Genomic DNA, 18423 nt, shown 5'->3' with positions numbered 1-18423 from the left:
TCGTTGCATCTCCCCACACCGTGTCACGACGACGCGTCCTCCAGGCCGCAGCACGGGTGGCGAAAGCGAGGATGCAATGGATACCGGTGGAACCGCGTGGCTGATGATCAGCGCAGCGCTTGTGCTCTTCATGACACCAGGACTCGCCCTCTTCTACGGCGGCATGGTCAAGGAGAAGAGCGTCGTGAGCATGATGATGCTCTCGTTCGGGGCGCTCGGCCTCGTCGCCGTGCTGTGGATTCTGTACGGCTACAACATGTCGTCCGTGTCGGGCGACTCCTTCTTCCAGTTCGCTGGGGATCCGCTCTCTGACTTCGCACTGACCAACCTCATCCAGGACAGCAACGCGATGGCCGGTGCGGCCTACGGCGGCACGTTCGCCATCATCACGACCGCCCTGATCTCCGGGGCCATCGCGGACCGCGCCAAGTTCGGTTCCTGGATGCTCTTCGCCGGCATCTTCGCCACGTTCGTCTACTTCCCCGTCGCAGCGTGGGTCTGGGGCGGCGGCTGGATCATGCAGCTCGGCGCTCAGCTCGGCTTCGAGGGCATCGAGGTCATTGACTACGCAGGTGGAACCGCCGTGCACATCAACGCAGGAGCGGCAGCACTCGCACTCGCATTGGTCCTCGGCAAGCGCGTCGGCTTCGCGAAGGGCATCACCCAGCCCCACAACGTGCCACTCGTGCTCCTGGGCACGGCGATCCTGTGGTTCGGGTGGTTCGGCTTCAACGTCGGCGCCGCATGGGGCGACCTCGGCGGCTCGGAATTCCCCGGCCCCGGACTGCTCTTCATCAACACGATCGCCGCTCCCGCCGCGGGCATCCTCGGCTGGATCATGGTCGAGAAGCTTCGCAACGGCAAGGCGACGTCCATCGGCGCCGCATCCGGTGCCATCGCGGGCCTCGTCGCCATCACGCCGGCGTGCGCCGTGCTGACGCCGGGCTGGGCGCTCCTCCTCGGCCTCGTCTCCGGCGGCCTCTGCGCGTTCGCCATCGAGCTGAAGTTCAAGCTCGGTTTCGATGACTCGCTCGACGTCGTCGGCCTGCACCTCGTCGGCGGTCTCGTCGGATCCATCTGGCCTGGTCTCTTCGCCTTCGACACCGGCCTCTTCACCGGCGGCGGAGTCGAGCAGCTCATCGTCCAGCTCATCGCATCGCTCGGTGTCCTCCTCTACTCCTTCGGTGTGAGTTTCCTCGTGGCCTGGGCCATCCAGAAGACCATCGGCTTCCGGGTGCGCCACGAGGATGAAGTGGCCGGCGTCGACGTGGTCGTGCACGGCGAGACCGGTTACGCGCTGTCCCGCTGATCACGCGGACGGCCTTCGGGGGCCGTGCATCCACTCTCCTGTGGATGCACGGCCCCTGTTCTCATGCGCGCCACCCAGGAGGGGCGTTCGGGAACCGATACGGTTGACCCATGAGTGCCCCCGTGATCGCTGCAATCGTCGCCGTGGTCCTCGCGATCATCGGCATCATCGGCATCATCGTGCCGGTGCTGCCCGGCAGCATCACCATCGTCATCGGCTTCCTCGTGTGGGCGATCTTCGCTGGCACCTGGCCCGTCTGGGTGGCCTTCGGGGTCGGGGCGGCGCTGCTCATCACCGGCATGATCATCGGCTGGGTGCTCACGGGGCGCGGGCTCAAGAAGAAGCAGGTCCCGAACCGCTCGGTGCTCATCGGGCTCGCAGCCGGCATCGTCGGCCTGTTCGTGCTCCCGGCGTTCGGCCTTCCGATCGGCTTCGCGGTCGGCCTCGTGGCCTCCGAGTACGCACGCGTGCGTGAGTTCCGCCCGGCCCTGGACTCGAGCTGGACCGCGGTCAAGGCGCTTGGGCTCGGCATGGTCATCGAGCTCATGTGCGCGCTGGTCGCCACGACCATCCTCGCGCTGTCGATCTTCATCCAGTTCGTCTGGCTCTGAGTTTCCTGAGCGACCCGGGCAGTTCTGACTTCGACTTTCGGCGGGATCGTCTTACTCTTAGGGAAGCTGTGCGTGGAATGCGCGCCACAGCAGAACGTCGTAGAGGAGCCGTATGTCGAACGGGGAGACCTCGAACGCCATACTGGCGTTCGTCAAGAAGCGCCCGGGTGAGCTCGCCGCCGCGACGATGAGCGTCATTGCCGTGGGGGCGGTCGTTGCTGCCCTGACGGTCACGAACGGCCAGGGGGGCGACGTCGCGGCGCCCGTCGAGACCGTGGCCGTCCCTGCGACGACGAGCGCTACCGTGGCGAGTGCCAGCTCCAGTGACGTCGTCAACCTGCACATGCTGGCCCAGCCGCTCGCGAGCCTTCCGTCTGAGCGGGTCGGAACGGCCGAGAAGGCTGCGTTGGAAGATGCCCTCGGCCAGGTCAAGGATGCGCTGAGTTCGACGTCGTCAGCGTCGAACGCGCTGCAGACCTCCTACACCGCCCTGCAGAACGCCGTGGGCGGCATGGCGACGAGCACGCTCGCCCTCGGCCAAGAGCACCGCCTTCAAGTCACGCTGGCTTCGGCAGACATCCTGACCGCGTACGACGCCGCACTCATCGAGCTGGCGGATGCGGCCGATGATCGCGCGCGCACGACGGGGATCTCGTCGGTCGTTCGCCAGGCGACTGCAGCGCAGAGCTCGCACAGCGCGGCGGTCGACACGCAACAGGGTGAGGACACGAGCGTTCCCGAGCAGCCCGTCGACGACTCGGGTGTCGACGCCCCCACGCAGGCACCCGCGCCCGCAGACCCGACCACGCCGAGTCTGACCTCGCAGCCGGTTCCGGACGGGGCCGGAGGCAGCACGACGCCACCCGCGCCTGTGGAGACGCCAGAGCCCACTCAGCCGCCAGTCCCAGATCCCACCGACGAGCCCGTCGACCCGCAGCCGACGAGTGAGCCCACTCCGTCCGAGCAGTCCGGGAGCGACTCCGGACCGTGATCGCGGGCTGCGGTCCTGACGTCTGATGACCGGCCGTGAAGCAATTGCGCTTCACGGCCGGTCATCTCAGTTGAGGCGATTCTGCGCGCGCCCCTGATGATCAGGTCAGGCGCGGTCGATGCGGCGCCTCAGCAGGAATGCAAGCGCACCCGCAAGGAGCGCGGCACCGGCCGTGATGGGCAGGAGGGCGCTGAGTTCGACGCCGGTGGTGGCCAGCTGCTGTCCGTCGGCGTCCGGGGCCCCGGGACTGGTCGGCTGGCTGGTCGTCGGGCCGCCCGCGGCCGGTGGGTTCGCGCTCGCCGAGGGGGACGCTCCTGGCACGGTCCCGTCGGTCTGCGTGGGTTCGGGAGTCATCGTCGCCGTCGCCGTCGGCGTCGGGCCTGCCGTCTCGGTAGGCGTCGGCGCCACGGAGAAGTCGAGGCCGATCAGGAAGGGATTGTGGTCGGACGACCGGTAGACGTCATCCGTGTAGAGCTGGGTGACGTTGGAGTTGAAGCGGCTGTACTCGGTGCCGACCTGCTCATACGCGTTGATCGTCCACACGTCGGCTCCCGTCACTGCTTCGGCCGCTGCGCCGCTCGCGAGGATGTGATCGAGTGAGCCGACGGTGCCGCCGAAGCTGTACGAGTACTCGGTGCCTGTAGAGCCGGGCTCGCCAGCCGCCCGGTTGCGCGAGTCCCCGAGGTTCTCGTAGCCGGCGTCCTCGAGCACCCGCATGGGCTCCTCCTGCGAGTAGCTGTTGAAGTCGCCGGTGAGGAACAGCAGGTCCGTGCCGTGCTCGGCGCGTTGCGCTTCCGTGAAGTCGGCGAGCGCCTGAGCCTGCCGTGTCCGGTCGCCGTTCCACCCGCCGACGGCCCCAGCGGGCCCGGCGATATCGTCCTCGTTCGCGTTGTCGCCCTCGCCGGAGCCGCCCTTCGACTTGAAGTGGTTGGCGACCACGATGAAGTCGGTGTCCGTCGCGGGATCCGAGAACGTCTGCGCGAGCGGAGCGCGTCCGTTGATGAACGCGGGGTCGTCGAGGATGCTCGAGGACCCGCTCAGCCCGACCGTCGCGGGCTGGTAGATGAAGGCGGTGCGGATGACGTCGTCACCCGTAGCCGGGATGTCCGCGGGCGAGGGGACGTGCGCCCACCGGTCCGCGCCGGCCGCGGCGTTGAGCGCGTCCACGAGATCCACGAGCGCCGCATCGCGATCCTTGCCGAAGTCCGAGGAGTCCTCGATCTCCTCGAGCGCGACGATGTCGGCGTCGAGCTGGTTGATCGCGGCGACGATCTTCGACTCCTGCCGCTCCAGGTTCTCGGCGTCCCAGGCACCGCGCGGAAGGCATCCGTTCGCGCTGATGGGGTTGCCCTCACGGTCGGTGTAGCTCTGGCTTGCGTCGCAGGAGTCGACGCCGAGGCTCGTGAAGTAGTTGAGCACGTTGAACGTGCCGATCTGCAGGCTGCCGCCGACGGAGTCCGGGCCGGCCTCTCGCACGTCGGAGAAGGTGACGGGTGCATCTTCCGTGCCCGTGAGGGTCGTCGTCGGCTGGAAGCGGTAGCTGTCGAAGGAGTAGTGAACGACGACGGGTTCGCTGAAGGTCGCCGTCGCGCCGACGGTGACGGGGGTCTCGATACTCAGGTAGGGAAGCGGGATGTCCGCGTTGACCATGCTGCCGCCTTCGCGCCGCAGGAAGTCCGTCGAAGCGCCGTCGTCGAGGATGACGCTGTGAGCGGCGTTGTACTCGGCCTGCGCGACCGCCTCGGGACTGCCCGGGGCTCCGGCCTCGGTCGGCGTCACGAGCAGTCGCTCTCCGACGGAGAGCCCCACCTCGCCGTACTGGTTGAGCGCGTAGTTCTCTGAGACACGGTAGGTGCCGGTCGGCGCGAGCAGCATCCCCTCGTAGCGTTCCCGCTCCTCCTCGGTCTCCGGCCATTCGATCGCGACGGGCTCGACGACGTGCTCCGGTCGGACTTCGAGCTGCTCGACTCCGCTCGCGCTGATCTGGGTGGACTCGAAGCGCTCGCCGACTCGCCCGGTGACCGCGACTCGGTCGCCGATGCTGACCGTGGCCGCAGCGGCAGGGCCGTAGACGAAGACCCCGGTCGAGGCGCTGTGGGTGGTCGGGTCTGTGACCCCTGGCGTCTGGATGTTGAAGCCACCGAGCCCGCCTTCGGCGTAGACCGCCGTCACGATGCCCTCGGTGGTGACCGTCTGGTCGACGAGCGGTGTTTCGGCCCCCGTGCCCTGGATCTCCGCGATCGACACGAGCGCCGCCTCCGGCGGGACGGTCGGAGCCGCGGTCGTCGTCGGCGCTGGGGTCGTCGTCGGCGCTGGGGTCGCGGTCGAGCCACCCGCGGAGTTCTCCGGCGTCGGCGCCGCCGCGACGAAGTCGGCCGCGTTCTCGTCGGTGTCGACTCCCGCAGCGGCGCGCTGGGCGCTGAGCGCATTGCCGAGCTCCGGCGCGGGGGCGGCACCCTCGAAGGCGCTCGCGCTCCCGTAGCCGAGGAGGTCGACGACGCCGACCGCATCCACGGCCGCGCCCGCGGGGAGCGTGACCGCTTCGGCCGTGTCGGCGAGGGCGACGATGCCTCCGCGCGCGCCCATCGCGATCTCCCCGCTCGCATCCGGCACCGGGAGCTCACCGGTCAGCGAGTTGCCGGCCGAGAGGGCGACCAGGTAGTGCGAGGACGGTGCGACGGCGCCCGAGAGCTCCGCCACGCCGCCGAGATTGCCGCCCGCGGAGAAGTACTGAACTGACCAGCCATCGACGCTGATCGCAGCCGGGCCCGGGTTGTAGAGCTCCACGAAGTCGTTCGAGTACAGCGAGCCGGAGTTGCCCCCGCCCCCGTATGCCTCGTTGATCACGAGCTCGGTTCCGCTGGGAGCAGCGTCGGTCGGGGGAGCGGCTGCGACGAGCAGGCCGCCTCCGGTGAGCGTCGTCGCGGCTCCCACCGCGAGGAGCTTCTGCCAAGGTCGTGTCACGTGCGTCCTCCTGGGGCGTGCGTCTCTGACGGGATCGCCGTCACCGTACCCGCACCGTCTCGCGGGGGGACTTCCCGCACGTAAACACCCGGTGAACTGGAGGACGTCTCAGGCGCTCTTCCGCTCTTTCGCTGGCGCTGCCTTCTTCGTCGCCGTCTTCGTGTCAGCGGCCTTCTTCGTGGCCGACTTCGTCTCGCTCTTCGCGGTCTTCCTGGGAGCGCTCTTCGTCGCCCCGGTCTTCTTTGGCGAAGGCTTCTTCGACGTCGAGTTCTTCGACGTTCGCTTCTTCGCCGCCGTCTTCCCCGAGGAGGTCTTGCTCGCGCCCGCCTTGTCGTCCTTGGTGTCGCCCTGCTTCCCTGCGGCCTGACCCGACGGCGTCCTCCGCCCCTTGTCGATGCTCCGGCGGAGTGCGTCCATGAGGTCGATGACCTCGCCGCCCGCTTCCTCGTCGTCCTCGGGCTCACCGAACGTCGCGGCGGTGTCGAGTGCGTCGCCCTCCGCGAGCTTCGCGTCGATGAGCTGCTGCAGCTGCTCCTGGTAGTCGTCGGTGAAACGGTCGGGCGCGAAGTCTGCCGCGAACGAGTCGACGAGCGATGCAGACATCTTCAGCTCCTTCGCCGAGATCCTCACCCGTTCATCGAGGGATGCGAAGTTCGCCTCCCTGACCTCGTCGTCCCAGAGGAGCGACTGGAGCATGAGCACGTCACCGCGTGTCCGCAGCGCTCCGAGCCGAGACTTCTGCCGGAGCGAGAAGTGCACGATCGCGGTTCGGTCCGTCTTCTCGAGGGTCTTCCGAAGCAGCACGTAGGCCTTCGCCGATTTCGAGTCTGGCTCGAGGAAGTAGCTGCGATCGAACATGATCGGGTCGAGCTGGTCGCTCGGCACGAACTCGACGACGTCGATCTCACGGCTTCGCTCTTCCGGCAGCGAGCTGAGGTCGTCCTCGGTGAGCACCACCGTCCGGTCCTCGTCGGCGTAGGCCTTGTCGATGTGCTCGTAGTCGACCACTTTCCCGCAGATCTCGCAGCGTCGCTGATAGCGGATGCGCCCGCCGTCCTTGTCGTGCACCTGGTGCAGGCGCACGTCGTGGTCCTCCGTCGCGCTGTACAGCTTCACTGGGACATTGACGAGGCCGAATGCGATGGAGCCCTTCCAGATGGATCTCATGCTGCAAGTACATCGGACGCGGGAGTTCGGGAGCCGAGTCGACGCTGAGTGTTCACCGGTGATCGCCTCAGGCTCGGGGTGCATCCTGGGCGGATGGCGACCCCGAAGCAGACGGTGACGGTTGATGGCCACCGTGTGACGCTCACGAATCTCGACAAGGTGCTCTACCCGGAGACCGGCACCACGAAGGCCGAGGTGCTCGCGTACTACGCGGAGATCGCTCCGTTCCTGCTGCCGCACGTGCGGGAGCGTCCCGTGACCCGCAAACGCTGGGTCGACGGTGTCGGGACCGCCGAGCACCCCGGCAAGGTCTTCTTCCAGAAGAACCTCGAGGCCAGCGCGCCGGCCTGGGTGCCGAGGGAGGGGATCGAGCACCGGGAGCACCGCAACGAGTACCCCATCGTGCGGGATGTCGCGACGCTCACCTGGCTCGCGCAGGTCGCTGCCCTCGAGCTGCATGTCCCTCAGTGGCGCTTCGGTCCGGGCGGAACGCCGATGAACCCCGACCGCCTGGTCCTGGACCTCGACCCGGGCGAGGGCGCCGGCCTCGTCGAATGCGCCGAGGTGGCGCGACTCGCTCGTCGGATCCTGCAGGGCATGGACCTCGACCCCGTCCCGGTGACGAGCGGCAGCAAGGGCATCCACCTGTACGCCGCCCTCGACGGAGCGCACACCTCTGATGAGGTGTCGCAGGTTGCGCACGAGCTCGCGAGGTCGCTGGAGGCCGACTACCCGGACCTCATCGTGAGCGACATGAAGAAGACTCTGCGGGCGGGCAAGGTGCTCGTCGACTGGAGCCAGAACAACGCGTCGAAGACGACCATCGCTCCGTACTCCCTCCGCGGACGCGCGCGGCCGACCGTGGCCGTCCCACGTACCTGGCGCGAGCTCGCGTCACCGCAGCTGCGCCACCTCGAGTACGACGAGGTGCTGACACGGATGCGCACCCGGCTGGACCCGCTCGCTCCCGTCGCCGAGGCCGCCAGGGAGGACCGGCTGAAACGCTACCGGTCCATGCGCGATGCGTCCAAGACCAACGAGCCGGTGCCGGCGGCTGCCCCGCCTTCCTCATCCGGCCGTACCTTCGTCATCCAGGAGCACCACGCGAGACGGCTCCACTACGACTTCCGGCTCGAACACGATGGCGTGCTGGTCTCCTGGGCTGTGCCCAAGGGCATTCCAGCGGATACGAAGAAGAACCACCTGGCGGTGCAGACCGAGGACCACCCCCTGGAGTACGGCACCTTCGAGGGCTCGATCCCGAAGGGCGAGTACGGGGCCGGTGAGGTGTACATCTGGGACGCGGGGACCTACGAGCTCGAGAAATGGCGCGAGGGCGAGGAGGTGATCGTCACCTTGCACGGCCAGGCCGCCGGAGGCCTCGGGGAGCCGACGCGGGTTGCGCTCATCCACACGCGGGGGAGCGGTGATGACAAGAGCAACTGGCTGCTGCACCGGATGTCAGCCGAGAAGTCGCCGAGGACGGGTGCGACAGCGTCACACCGCACCACGAGGCGGACCGGGCGCTCCAAGCCCTCGATCCCACCCATGCTCGCGACCTCGCGTGACACGAGCGTCTTCGACGACGAGGGTGACTGGGCGTTCGAGATGAAATGGGACGGCATCCGCATCGTGGCATCCGTCGAGCCCGCCGGGCCACGGCTGCTGACGAGGAACGGCAATGACGTGACGGCTGCGTACCCGGAGGTCGCCGATGCACTGCGCGCGAGCCTGAGCGGGCGGGTGGCGGTTCTGGACGGCGAGGTCGTGGCGTTGGACCGCCGGGGACGCCCTGACTTCGGCCGGCTCCAGTCGAGGATGGGCTTGCGCGCACCGCGCGACGTCGAGCGGGCGGCCGCGGAGGTGCCCGTGCACTACTTCGTCTTCGACCTGCTCGAAGCTGACGGCGAGAGCCTGATCGATCGACCGTACGAGGAGCGGCGCGACCTGCTAGTCGAGTACGTGCGCGAGCATCGCGGGCTGCGTGTTCCTCCGGTCGTCGAAGGCGACGCGAAGCTGGCGCTGACGAGCAGCGCTGAGCTCGGGCTGGAGGGCATCGTGGCGAAGCGGCGAGACAGCGTCTACCGTCCGGGTCGCCGTTCCGAGAGCTGGGTCAAGGTCAAGCACCACAGGTCCCAGGAAGTTGTCGTCGGGGGATGGCGTCCCGGACGGGGACGACGTGCCGACAGCATCGGCTCGTTGCTGCTCGGCGTCCCAGGCCCGGACGGACTCCGCTACGTGGGCCGTGTCGGCACAGGATTCACCGACCGACAGCTCGAACGGACCGCCCAGGAGCTGGCGTCCCGCGAGCGTGACACGCCGCCGTTCACCGACATCCCTGCGGCGGATGCGCGGGGTGCGGTCTGGGTGGAACCGGAGCTGGTCGGGGAGGTCGAGTTCGCAGAATGGACCGCCGGTGGCCGACTCAGGCAGCCGAGCTGGCGCGGATGGCGCCCCGACAAGTCACCGGCGGAGGTCAGCCTCGAGTGAGCCCGAGGGGCTTGCGTCCCAGGCGCGCCGCGCGCGGTGGAGGCCGGGGCACTAGCGCGACCCGGCCTCCGATACTGCGGTTCAGCCGTTGACACCCGCTGGCGGGACGGTGTCGTCGCGGTGCTGCGCCGCGTCATCGCGGACCTGCGTGGGCGGCTGGTCCGGCCGTTCCCGGTTGGGCTCACCCGTGCCGAGGCCCTGGATCGATTCTGCTTCGAGCCGCTCGTTGGTCTCGTCGAGGGTGGCGTCTTCGTCGTGGTCGGGGGTTGCGTGCTGTTCTGTCATGCTCCGACCGTACGCACGCCAGCCGAGACGAAGATGAGTGCCCGGCGCTGCATCGCTCGAACGCGCGCATCCGTTCACACGCAGCGCATAAGGTGCTGTTGCAGAATCTGACGCGTCTGACCACGAGGAGACCTCTGCCTATGACGAGCACCCGGCCCGCGCCGCCAGCCCACGCCCGATCCGCGTCTCCACGCCGACGGCGGTCGATGGGAAACGCGGTCCTCGGGGTGCTCGGCACGACACTCGTCCTCGCCGGGGCTGTCATCCTGGCGATGTCTCTCTTGACGCCGACGACCGTGGAACGCGGGTACGGGCAGGTGAAAGCCGCAGTGAACGACGTCGCCGCGGAGGTGCAGCTCCCCGCGGTCCGGCTCGGGGTCGAAGGCGGCCAGGAGGAACTCGACGTGTGCGACGGATCATTCATCGAGATGACCAGCTACCGCAACACCGTCGGGGTTCCGGCCGTGTACGCGGCGCACAACAACTGCGGGGGAGACATCGTCCTGAACTGGGCGGTCGGGACGCAGTTCGAGGTCGAGGGGCAGCCGGGCACGTTCGAGGTCGTCGACGTGCGGCACACGGCGAAGCACTGGGAGACGCCGGAATCACTGATCGGACTGCAGGGGGACTTCGCACTGCAGTCGTGCTTCTACGGCGAGGATCGCATGCAGTTCGTCGGCATCAGACCGGTGGCAGGTTGACGTCACCCGCCTGGGCCATACAGAGGTGACGGCTGAAAAGCAAGAGCGGGTCATCTCGTTATGTCCTGACCTACTCTTCAGGCATGATCACCGCACGAGCAAGGGCGCTCCTGGAGTTCGAGGCAGCTCACCCTGGCCGCGACCGTCCGAAGCTCGACAAGATCCGGCAGCTTGGCCTCACTCCGGAGGGGTATGAGGCCAGGCTCGAGGTGCTCGTCGCCGACGTCGACGTCATGGCCGAATACCCCGAGCTCGTCTATCGCTACTGGAACCAGCGCCGCGATCGCGCGCCCGGCCCTGAAGTCAGGTCCCGGATGCGCTAGGCGCTTGTGGTGACGCTCGCCCAGTCGGCGAGGTCGGCCTCCGATCGGTAGGTCGCCGTCAGGAAGTCCTGGACCAGCGCATCGGGGTCGGCCGCCTCGCGAACGACTTCGTACGGCAGGAGGTACTCGCCGAGGGCCTCGTCCCAGTAGGCCCCCTCCGGCACTCGCGCGTCCGCGAACCCGACGGGAGCGGGGTAGGCATACGAGTAGTAGGCACCCTCGCGCCCGCCACCAGGCCAGAACCCGGCGCTCGAGATCTCGTGCGAGTACCCCTCGATCATGACCTCGTTGGGGCAGTTCGGGGCGCCGCCCGGGTGCCGCGGCGCTTCGCGGCCGGAGAAGCGCGTCACGGCGAGATCCATGGCTCCCCAGAAGAAGTGCACGGGGCTCACCTTCCCGGTGAATGCTGCGCGGAACCGCGAGAGCGCCCGGTCCGCGTCGACGAGCTGTCGCCAGAACGCGTTGGCCGCGTCGCGGTCGTAGCTGGCGTGCCGTGTGTCCTCGGCGAAGGGGATCGCGACCTCCACCTCATTCGGAGCGCCGTGGATGCGCGGGTGGAGGTTGACCTCTCCCAGCAAGGCGAACAGGCGGGACGAGAAGTCGGCGACGGACATCGGCTCGAGGTGCAGCACTCGCTCCCCGCCGTCGCTGTGCCGGATGACGAGACGGTGCTCCACGAAGTCGAACTCGATGTCGAAGATCGCGTCGCCGAGTGATTGCGTGCCCGTCCCGAGCCCGCGAGGAGTGACGTGCAGGGTCACGTTCCACCAGTGGTTGACGTGCGGCGTGCTGACCATGCGGATTTTCCCCACGATCTGCAGCCAGCGGTGCAGGGTGTCGCGGGTGTCGGTCCAGCTGTCCACGGCGAGGATCGGTCGAGTCGTCACATGCTGACGATAGCGGAATGGGCCTCGAGCTGGGTCACTCCCAGGGAACCTCGCGCATTGACTCCAGGTCGACGAGTCGTCCGCCGGCGATCACCGCAGACCGGTCAACGCGGCGCACGAGCGCGTCCATCGCATTCTCCGCGTCGAGCAGCACGATGTCTGCCCGGTCGCCGACCCGGAGGTCGTGTGACTCGTCGGTCGCGCACCAGGCACCGTCGCTCGAGGCGAGCTGGACGATCCGGGTGAGGTCCTCGTCCCTGACGAGCCCAGATGAGCGGCCGTACTGCCAGGCGATGCCGAGGATATCGCCGTCGCCGTACGGGCTCCACAGGTCCCGGATGCCGTCGGTACCGAACCCGAACCGGACTCCAGCCGCATCCAGCTCGTGCAGGGGCAGCTGGCGCATCCGCACGGGAGCGACCGTCGTCATGCTGACGCCCAACTCGCCCATGCGCTGGAGGAGGTCGCGCCGCCGCTTGGCGTCGACGTCGACGAGCGCGAATCCGTGGGCGATGTTCACGAGGCCGGCCGGCAACCCGTCGCGCTCGACCCGGTCGAGGATGAGGTCGAACTCGAACGCGCCGAGGTCTCCCGGTTCGTGCAGGTGGATGTCGAGTCCGCAGCCGTGGCGCGATGCGATGTCGAAGAGACCGTCCAGCTGTCCGACCGGGTCCCGGTCGATGAGCGCTGGGTCGAGGCCCCCGATGTGCTCGGCCCCGTCCGCGGCGGCTCTCTCGAGCAGCTCGAGGACGCCGGGTCTGCGCAGCACGCCGTCCTGCGGGAACGCCACGATCGAGAGTTCGATGGCGCCGTCGAGGCGTTCTGCCGCCTCTCGGACGAACTCGATGCCGTCCAGGCCCACGCCGAGATCCACATCGACGTGCGTGCGCATCCGCGTCGTGCCGGTCAGCAGCGACTGCTGCAGCACCCGCAGCGTGGTCTCGACGCTCGGGATGCCGAGCGCATCCCTCCGCGCTCGCTCGTGGGCGATCCTGCCCTGCGTGCTGGACTCTCCGCCGAAGGACTCCCACGGCTTCCCCCACCAGCTCTTGTCGACGTGGGCGTGCGCGTTGACGAGACCCGGGAGGGCCAGAAGGTTCCCTGCGTCGAATTCGACGTCGCACGCGGCCTGTGCGGCGGCCTCGCCGACCGCGTGGACGCGGCCACCGGCGAGCAGCAGCTGCGTGGGTTCACCGCCCCAGACTCGCGCGTTCGTGACCTTCAGGGACGGTGAGGGCAGGGGACTCATGCGGGCAGTCTAGGGATGGGCACCTCTCGTACGCATGTGGTCGGGGTCCCCCCCCCCCCTCGCGACGAGGAGGCTCGCCCCAGCCTTCGGCACCCTTGACGAGTACTCGTAAGCACTGTCCACTCGTCCGCAGTCGCATCACCTCGCATACTGAGGATGCGGAATCGATCTTCACAGGGAAGTGACGGTCGCGCGAGAACGAGGAGTACCGATGAGCACACGAGGTTCGTCCCAGTCGATCATGCGGCGGAAGCCGATCGAGGAGATGGAGGAGGACAACAAGAGCAGCGGCCTCTTCAAATCGCTGGGGCTCTGGCAGCTCACGGCGATCGGCGTCGGCGGCATCATCGGCGTCGGCATCTTCTCCCTTGCTGGGCTCGTCGCCGCAGGCAGCGAGGGGACCCCGGGAGCTGGACCAGCTGTCCTCATCTCGTTCCTCATCGCCGGCCTCGCCTCGGCCGCCGCCGCGCTCTCCTACGCGGAATTTGCCGGCATGATCCCAAGGGCGGGCTCGGCCTACACGTACGGGTATGTCGCCCTCGGGGAGGTCATCGGCTGGTTCATCGGCTGGGACCTCCTGCTGGAGTACATCGCCATCGTGGCCGTCGTCGCCATCGGCATCTCCGGGTACTTCGACGCCTTCCTGTCGGGCCTGGGCATTCACATGCCGGTCTGGATGACCTCCACCGTCGACGAGGGCAAGGGAGGGATCGTCAACATCCCGGCCATCGCCGTCTGCCTGCTCGTGACCTGGATCCTGTCTCGCGGCACGAGGGCCTTCGGACGGTTCGAGCTCGTCGCGGTCGCCATCAAGGTGATCCTGATCCTGTTCATCATCGGCCTCGGCGTCTTCTACATCGACGCGAACAACTACAACCCGTTCATGCCGAGCGGCTTCGGCCCGGTGCTCGCCGGCTCGGCCACGGTGTTCTTCGCCGTCTTCGGGTACGACGCCATGAGCACCGCGGCAGAGGAGGCCAAGGACGGCAAGAAGCACATGCCGAAGGCCATCATCCTGTCGCTGATCATCGCGATGCTGCTGTACGTGGCGGCGACGCTCGTGCTGACGGGAATGCAGAACTGGGAGGAGATCGACCCGACGGCGGGCTTCGCCTCCGCGTTCAACAGCGTCGGCCTGCCGGTGATCGCCACGATCATCTCCGTCTTCGCAGTGCTGTCCATCCTGACCGTGATGCTGACGTTCCTCCTCGGCGTCACCCGTGTCTGGTTCTCGATGAGTCGAGACGGGCTGCTCCCGGGCTGGTTCGCGAAGACGGACCGCAACGGGACCCCGCAGCGCGTCACGTGGATCGCAGGCGTCGCGTCAGCCCTCCTTGCGGGTGTGTTCCCGATCAAGGCCGTCGCGGACCTCACCAACATCGGCATCCTTGCCGCGTTCGTCGTGGTCTGCCTCTCGGTCATCATCTTCCGCTACAAGCGCCCGGATGCTCCCCGAACGTTCAGGCTGCCGCTCATGCCCCTAGTGCCCGCGTTCGGCATGCTCGCGTCGGGGTTCCTGATGCTGCAGCTGCACTGGGAGACCTGGCTGCGGTTCGGCGGGTGGCTCGTCATCGGCCTGATCATCTACTTCGCGTACGGTCGCAGGCACTCGCTCATGAACCCGAACAGCCCGCGGCATACGGCGCTGAGCGACGGGAAGGGCAGCCAGCACGACTAGGCCGGTGCTGAGGCGGGCAGGCGTCATGCGGCCCAGCCTCGGTCCCGCCGCGGGTGTTCCGGCGTTCGGGTAGCGTCAGGGGATGGACCTCGAACAGGACGGACCGACAGCCCGCTCTGAGCCGCCGGAGCCGCCTCGCGCGGGACCGGGCCTCGCGCTCAACGGGCGGCGGAGCGGACCGTACATCGGCGCCGCGCTCGCGACGGTCCTCGGGTGCATCTTCCTCCTGCCGCTGGTCGACAGCTGGTGGCTCAAGGTGGCGGTGTTCTGCGTGTGCATCCTCCCGATCGTGATCGCTGTGTGGATCACCCGGAGAGCCATCCGCCGCGAGACGAACAGGCGGGCCGGGGAGCGCTGATCCGCGGTCGTGCACGCGGTCGTCAGCCTCGAGGGAGACGGAGGGCGGGGATCTCGAGCGCTGCGAGGTCGCGGGCCTCCCACTGCTCGGCCGTGTAGCTCGCCCCGTCAGGGAACACCTGCGGGTCCCGCCCCGCGGTGTAGGTGAGCAGCCGCGGACTCTCGACGCTGTACCCATCACGAAGCACGGTGACCGACATCTCCGCAAGCGCACGCGTGACCGGGCGGCCGTCGTGCCGACGGGCGGTTGCCGACCAGTTCGGCTGGCTCGGACCCGGCGGCGTCCAGCCCGCGCCCCGGAGGACGCGCTCGTCGGCATCGGCGACGACACTGCGCCCGGGCGCCTCTGCCTCCATCACGTCGGGTCCTCCCGCGAACTGCACGTACCTTCGCGCGTCACCGGACGCGGACACGATGACGAAGACCCGGTCGGTGACCTGCTCGATCGCCGCGGCGAGCGCTCCGGCGAAGTCGCTCCACGTCGTGGGCACGCCCGTCGGCGTGCGCTCTCTCTCGTTCCGCAGCCACGGCGGGGCCGACGGAGCCCGCGTCGTCCTCACCTGCAACTCGGGGTCATCGAGCGCGACCGAGTGCACGTACTCCTGGATCTCCGGGCGCTCGAAGCCGAACTGCACGAATCCGCGGTCCACCGAACGTCGGTCCCGAGTCGAGAGCTGCACGGCGTGCGCGGACGTCGGCCTGACCTGGACCGACAGCTCACGGTACGTCCCGGGGTGCAGGATCGTGACGTATGCAAGCTGATCCTCGGGGGTGATCGTTCGGAGATGCTCTCCCCGCTGCGGCACGAAACCGGGTTGCGGCTCCTCGGAGCGCAGCGCCCACCCAGTGCTCCGCCGCACGACCGGGTACTCGAGGCCATCGAGCACCGCATACAGCCCCGGGGCCTGGAGCCGCGGAGAAGGCGCCGCACCGCTCCGCTTGCCCGGAGCGGTGCGAGCACCCGCCCGTGCAGGCTCTCGGGGCGGAAGGGCCTCCTCGGGGTGTCCTTCCCAAGGGATCGGCTTGCGAACCCTGGTGCTCGTGACCGTCAGCTCGGGGTCTCCATTGGTCACGGTCTTCCGCCAGTCGTGGCCACCGCGACGCAGCGCCTCGGCCGTGAACCCAAGGTCCGCCGACGAGCGGTCGGTCGAGACGAGGAGCAGTTCGGCGCCGCCGGGACGCGGCGCGACGTGCACCGGCAGCCCCCGGTAGGTGCCGGTGTGCTCGAACCCGAAGCACTCGACCTCATCGTCGATGGCGATCGGGCGGATGTACACGTCGTGATCGACGACGAAGCCCCGCACGGGGCTGGCCGAGCGGAACGCCCACCTGCCGTCGTGCACTCGCAGCGGGTACACCACACCGTCGTGGGTGGCGTAGAGCCCGGGCCCTGGAACCAGGTTCGATGCGGTGTGGTCCATGATGTCCTCTTCCTGCTTGTCAGCGCCTGCTGAGCATGCCGAACGTCAATGATCCCGGAGTCGACGCGCCTCGCGGTCGTACGCTTCGGCGTCGAAGTACGAGTCGGGTGCGAGCATGACCGGTTCCGAGTCAATCCAGACGGCGTTCCCATCGACCCGGAGGATCGCGATGACCATGACGTGGTCGCGCTCTGACGACCAGATCGTCAGCAGGCGGTCATCACCGTTCGCGAGCCGCGCTGCGGCGAGCCCCTCGATCGCCGGTCCGCGGCGAGCGCTTCCCACCTCCAATGCCGTAAGGACGTTCTCGAGGGGAAACCCGGCCCTCACCCCGAGGATCACCGGGTTCTTGAGAACACCGCCGCCGCGCACGCGCCACCGGCGGGCGACGAGAAACGTCAGGACGATACAGGCGACGAAGGCTAGCGGGGGGAGAACAAACGCACCGGCAACCGCCTGACCGCTCCGCACTCGCCCGCCCAGCAATTCGACGGTGGCTGTCGGGTTGAGGTAAACGAGCAGCGCGACGAGGCCGGCGGCGACAGCTGAGGCCAGCCAGAACACCGTCTTGCGCGGCGATCTCTCAGACACGAACACCTCCGGTCGCGTCGCGAACCAGACCGACAAGTCGCGTGACCTCGAGCGAAGCGGTTGGAACCCCATGGCCCCACCCTACGGAACGTCCGGTGCGCTCGAACTCCGGCTGCTGGCGGCACGGACCTCAGGAAGCTCGCCTCCCGAGTCACCCGACTGGCGCGTTCATGCCGGCTGCCCAGTCGCGGATCGCCTGGCGCTCGCTGTCGCCGCAGACGTAGCCGTAGCCGGTCTCCTTGACGCCGTCGCTCAGCGTCCACTCGTTGAGATACGTCAAGGCGTAGCAGTCGGCCATGACCTCCTCGCTGCCCTGGAACAACCCCTGCGCGAGGAGGGCCTGGTAGCCGCCGTCGTCGTCCGGGTATCTGACGTCGTCTGCGCGTTGGTACACGTGCGCGAGCTCGTGGACGGTGGTCATCTTGGCATGCCACTCGGTGCGCTCGGCATCGGGGAGGAGGTGCACGATGAGGGGGCTGCCGCCCTTGACGCATCCGACAGTCTGGTAGCCCTGGTCTGCGTTCTCGTGGGTGCCGCAGGCGGTGGCCGCGTCGTACTGGACGTCGATGAACCCGTTCCCGGCGGCGTCGATGAGGCCTTCGCTCACGGACGCGCTCGCGTTCGTGCGGCGCGTCTGGGCGTCGGTGATGCTCTGTTCCAGGTCCGCGCGGAAGGTGCTCATCTGGTCGGCGAGGAGTTCCGCCGAGTACGCGGTGAGGTTCGGGTCCGTCATCTTGGCGTCCTGGTCCTCCATCCAGTCGAAGAGGGCCACGAGGGGCTTGACTGGGTTTGCCTCGAGCGCTGTCGAGAGCTCATCGATCTTCGTCCGCTCCTGCTCGTACAGCGCGATGTGATCGGCGAGGTCCGCGGCGCCGGTATCGACCGGGGCTGCTTCGACAGAGGGGCTCGGGGTCGTTGCCGCGTCGCTCAAGCCGAGGATCGCGCCAAGGCCGGCGAACGCGAACAGGCCCATGAACGCGACCACGACCAGGCAGCCGCAACCGGCGAACCAGTACCCCGCCTTGCCTTTCCTGCGCGGCGGGTATGGGCTTGGACCGGGGGCGTACGGGGCGGCGGCCAGGCCTGCACGCGGCGGGTACGCGCCTTGACCGGGGGAGTAGGGGGCAGCGGCGAGCCCCGGATGCGTTGGGCGGGGCCCGTACCCGGGACGCGTTGGAGTATGCGTCGGCTGCGGCTGCGGCTGCGGCTTGCCTGGCCCGCTGACCCCGTTCATCCATCGGATCAGCTCGGGCGTGGCGCCCGGGTTCGCGGCGATGTCCGCGCGGAGATCGGGGCGGCGCATGGCGATGTTGGTCAGGACGTGCGGTGGCGTTCCCGCGGCTCGCGCCGCTGCCCGATCCCGGTCCCATCCCACGTTCGCCATTGCTCTCCTCGTCGT

General features: G+C 68.4%; 16 protein-coding genes. 8 read left to right on the top strand and 8 right to left on the bottom strand.

Annotated features, from left to right (window positions below):
* Positions 1 to 76: 76 nt before the first annotated feature.
* The 3 genes from C5B97_RS10560 (at position 77) to C5B97_RS10550 (ending at position 2911) form a co-directional block, all read left to right on the top strand.
* Positions 77 to 1309 carry an ammonium transporter gene (locus C5B97_RS10560; RefSeq protein WP_104312010.1) on the top strand — a complete coding sequence of 411 codons (1233 nt, stop codon included), beginning with the start codon at positions 77 to 79 and terminating at the stop codon, positions 1307 to 1309.
* Between the two features lie 110 nt (positions 1310 to 1419).
* Positions 1420 to 1920, top strand: coding sequence for a DUF456 domain-containing protein (locus tag C5B97_RS10555; protein ID WP_104312009.1), 501 nt, complete (start codon positions 1420 to 1422; stop codon positions 1918 to 1920).
* A 112-nt stretch (positions 1921 to 2032) separates the two neighbouring features.
* Complete coding sequence (locus tag C5B97_RS10550) at positions 2033 to 2911, top strand: hypothetical protein (protein ID WP_104312008.1); 879 nt, start codon at positions 2033 to 2035, stop codon at positions 2909 to 2911.
* Between the two features lie 105 nt (positions 2912 to 3016).
* Here the strand turns inward: C5B97_RS10550 and C5B97_RS10545 are convergent, their stop codons facing one another.
* Complete coding sequence (locus C5B97_RS10545; RefSeq protein ID WP_104312007.1) at positions 3017 to 5875, bottom strand: ExeM/NucH family extracellular endonuclease; 2859 nt, start codon at positions 5873 to 5875, stop codon at positions 3017 to 3019.
* 108 nt (positions 5876 to 5983) lie between these two features.
* On the bottom strand, positions 5984 to 7042 hold the full coding sequence (locus C5B97_RS10540; RefSeq protein ID WP_104312006.1) for a Ku protein: 1059 nt from the start codon (positions 7040 to 7042) through the stop codon (positions 5984 to 5986).
* 93 nt (positions 7043 to 7135) lie between these two features.
* On the opposite strand from C5B97_RS10540, the gene C5B97_RS10535 reads away from it, so the two are divergent.
* On the top strand, positions 7136 to 9532 hold the full coding sequence (locus C5B97_RS10535; protein ID WP_104312005.1) for an ATP-dependent DNA ligase: 2397 nt from the start codon (positions 7136 to 7138) through the stop codon (positions 9530 to 9532).
* Positions 9533 to 9613: 81 nt separating this feature from the next.
* Here the strand turns inward: C5B97_RS10535 and C5B97_RS10530 are convergent, their stop codons facing one another.
* Positions 9614 to 9817, bottom strand: coding sequence for a hypothetical protein (locus C5B97_RS10530; protein ID WP_104312004.1), 204 nt, complete (start codon positions 9815 to 9817; stop codon positions 9614 to 9616).
* Between the two features lie 206 nt (positions 9818 to 10023).
* On the opposite strand from C5B97_RS10530, the gene C5B97_RS10525 reads away from it, so the two are divergent.
* A complete protein-coding gene (locus tag C5B97_RS10525; protein WP_104312003.1) occupies positions 10024 to 10518 on the top strand; it encodes a hypothetical protein in 495 nt (164 codons plus the stop codon).
* An 83-nt stretch (positions 10519 to 10601) separates the two neighbouring features.
* Positions 10602 to 10841, top strand: coding sequence for a DUF3263 domain-containing protein (locus tag C5B97_RS10520; protein ID WP_104312002.1), 240 nt, complete (start codon positions 10602 to 10604; stop codon positions 10839 to 10841).
* On the opposite strand, the gene C5B97_RS10515 is transcribed toward C5B97_RS10520, so the two are convergent.
* Both C5B97_RS10515 and C5B97_RS10510 read right to left on the bottom strand, forming a co-directional pair.
* Positions 10838 to 11728 (bottom strand): DUF5996 family protein, encoded by an 891-nt coding sequence (locus tag C5B97_RS10515; protein ID WP_104312001.1) that lies wholly within the window; start codon positions 11726 to 11728, stop codon positions 10838 to 10840. The two genes, C5B97_RS10520 and C5B97_RS10515, sit on opposite strands and share 4 nt — an antisense overlap.
* A gap of 34 nt (positions 11729 to 11762) precedes the next feature.
* Complete coding sequence (locus C5B97_RS10510) at positions 11763 to 12977, bottom strand: amidohydrolase family protein (RefSeq protein WP_104312000.1); 1215 nt, start codon at positions 12975 to 12977, stop codon at positions 11763 to 11765.
* Between the two features lie 211 nt (positions 12978 to 13188).
* Here C5B97_RS10510 and C5B97_RS10505 point away from each other — a divergent pair, with 211 nt between their 5' ends.
* Complete coding sequence (locus tag C5B97_RS10505; protein ID WP_104311999.1) at positions 13189 to 14655, top strand: amino acid permease; 1467 nt, start codon at positions 13189 to 13191, stop codon at positions 14653 to 14655.
* 82 nt (positions 14656 to 14737) lie between these two features.
* The gene (locus C5B97_RS10500) at positions 14738 to 15013 is read left to right on the top strand and encodes a hypothetical protein (protein WP_104311998.1); all 276 of its coding nucleotides are present in this window, start codon (positions 14738 to 14740) and stop codon (positions 15011 to 15013) included.
* Between the two features lie 22 nt (positions 15014 to 15035).
* Here C5B97_RS10500 and C5B97_RS10495 read toward each other — a convergent pair whose 3' ends face one another.
* From C5B97_RS10495 to C5B97_RS10485, 3 genes are all read right to left on the bottom strand, one after another.
* Positions 15036 to 16433, bottom strand: a complete 1398-nt coding sequence (locus tag C5B97_RS10495) for a hypothetical protein (RefSeq protein WP_104311997.1) — start codon at positions 16431 to 16433, stop codon at positions 15036 to 15038.
* A gap of 45 nt (positions 16434 to 16478) precedes the next feature.
* Positions 16479 to 17060 carry a hypothetical protein gene (locus C5B97_RS10490; protein ID WP_258068134.1) on the bottom strand — a complete coding sequence of 194 codons (582 nt, stop codon included), beginning with the start codon at positions 17058 to 17060 and terminating at the stop codon, positions 16479 to 16481.
* A 115-nt stretch (positions 17061 to 17175) separates the two neighbouring features.
* The gene (locus tag C5B97_RS10485; protein ID WP_104311995.1) at positions 17176 to 18408 is read right to left on the bottom strand and encodes a hypothetical protein; all 1233 of its coding nucleotides are present in this window, start codon (positions 18406 to 18408) and stop codon (positions 17176 to 17178) included.
* Positions 18409 to 18423 lie beyond the last annotated feature (15 nt).

Source organism: Pseudoclavibacter sp. RFBB5 (assembly GCF_002931555.1).
GTDB lineage: Bacteria > Actinomycetota > Actinomycetes > Actinomycetales > Microbacteriaceae > Pseudoclavibacter.
Note: the sequence above shows the minus strand (reverse complement) of the source record. Positions and strands in the feature narration are given on the sequence as shown.

What these genes read in the sequence shown, in the direction of transcription:
- C5B97_RS10485 (WP_104311995.1), bottom strand. Translation starts at nt 18,408, where the DNA reads ATGGCGAACGTGGGATGGGACCGGGATCGGGCAGCGGCGCGAGCCGCG.
- C5B97_RS10510 (WP_104312000.1), bottom strand. Translation starts at nt 12,977, where the DNA reads ATGAGTCCCCTGCCCTCACCGTCCCTGAAGGTCACGAACGCGCGAGTC.
- C5B97_RS10540 (WP_104312006.1), bottom strand. Translation starts at nt 7,042, where the DNA reads ATGAGATCCATCTGGAAGGGCTCCATCGCATTCGGCCTCGTCAATGTC.
- C5B97_RS10520 (WP_104312002.1), top strand. Translation starts at nt 10,602, where the DNA reads ATGATCACCGCACGAGCAAGGGCGCTCCTGGAGTTCGAGGCAGCTCAC.
- C5B97_RS10525 (WP_104312003.1), top strand. Translation starts at nt 10,024, where the DNA reads ATGGGAAACGCGGTCCTCGGGGTGCTCGGCACGACACTCGTCCTCGCC.
- C5B97_RS10505 (WP_104311999.1), top strand. Translation starts at nt 13,189, where the DNA reads ATGAGCACACGAGGTTCGTCCCAGTCGATCATGCGGCGGAAGCCGATC.
- C5B97_RS10550 (WP_104312008.1), top strand. Translation starts at nt 2,033, where the DNA reads ATGTCGAACGGGGAGACCTCGAACGCCATACTGGCGTTCGTCAAGAAG.
- C5B97_RS10560 (WP_104312010.1), top strand. Translation starts at nt 77, where the DNA reads ATGGATACCGGTGGAACCGCGTGGCTGATGATCAGCGCAGCGCTTGTG.
- C5B97_RS10535 (WP_104312005.1), top strand. Translation starts at nt 7,136, where the DNA reads ATGGCGACCCCGAAGCAGACGGTGACGGTTGATGGCCACCGTGTGACG.
- C5B97_RS10495 (WP_104311997.1), bottom strand. Translation starts at nt 16,433, where the DNA reads ATGGACCACACCGCATCGAACCTGGTTCCAGGGCCCGGGCTCTACGCC.
- C5B97_RS10500 (WP_104311998.1), top strand. Translation starts at nt 14,738, where the DNA reads ATGGACCTCGAACAGGACGGACCGACAGCCCGCTCTGAGCCGCCGGAG.
- C5B97_RS10530 (WP_104312004.1), bottom strand. Translation starts at nt 9,817, where the DNA reads ATGACAGAACAGCACGCAACCCCCGACCACGACGAAGACGCCACCCTC.
- C5B97_RS10555 (WP_104312009.1), top strand. Translation starts at nt 1,420, where the DNA reads ATGAGTGCCCCCGTGATCGCTGCAATCGTCGCCGTGGTCCTCGCGATC.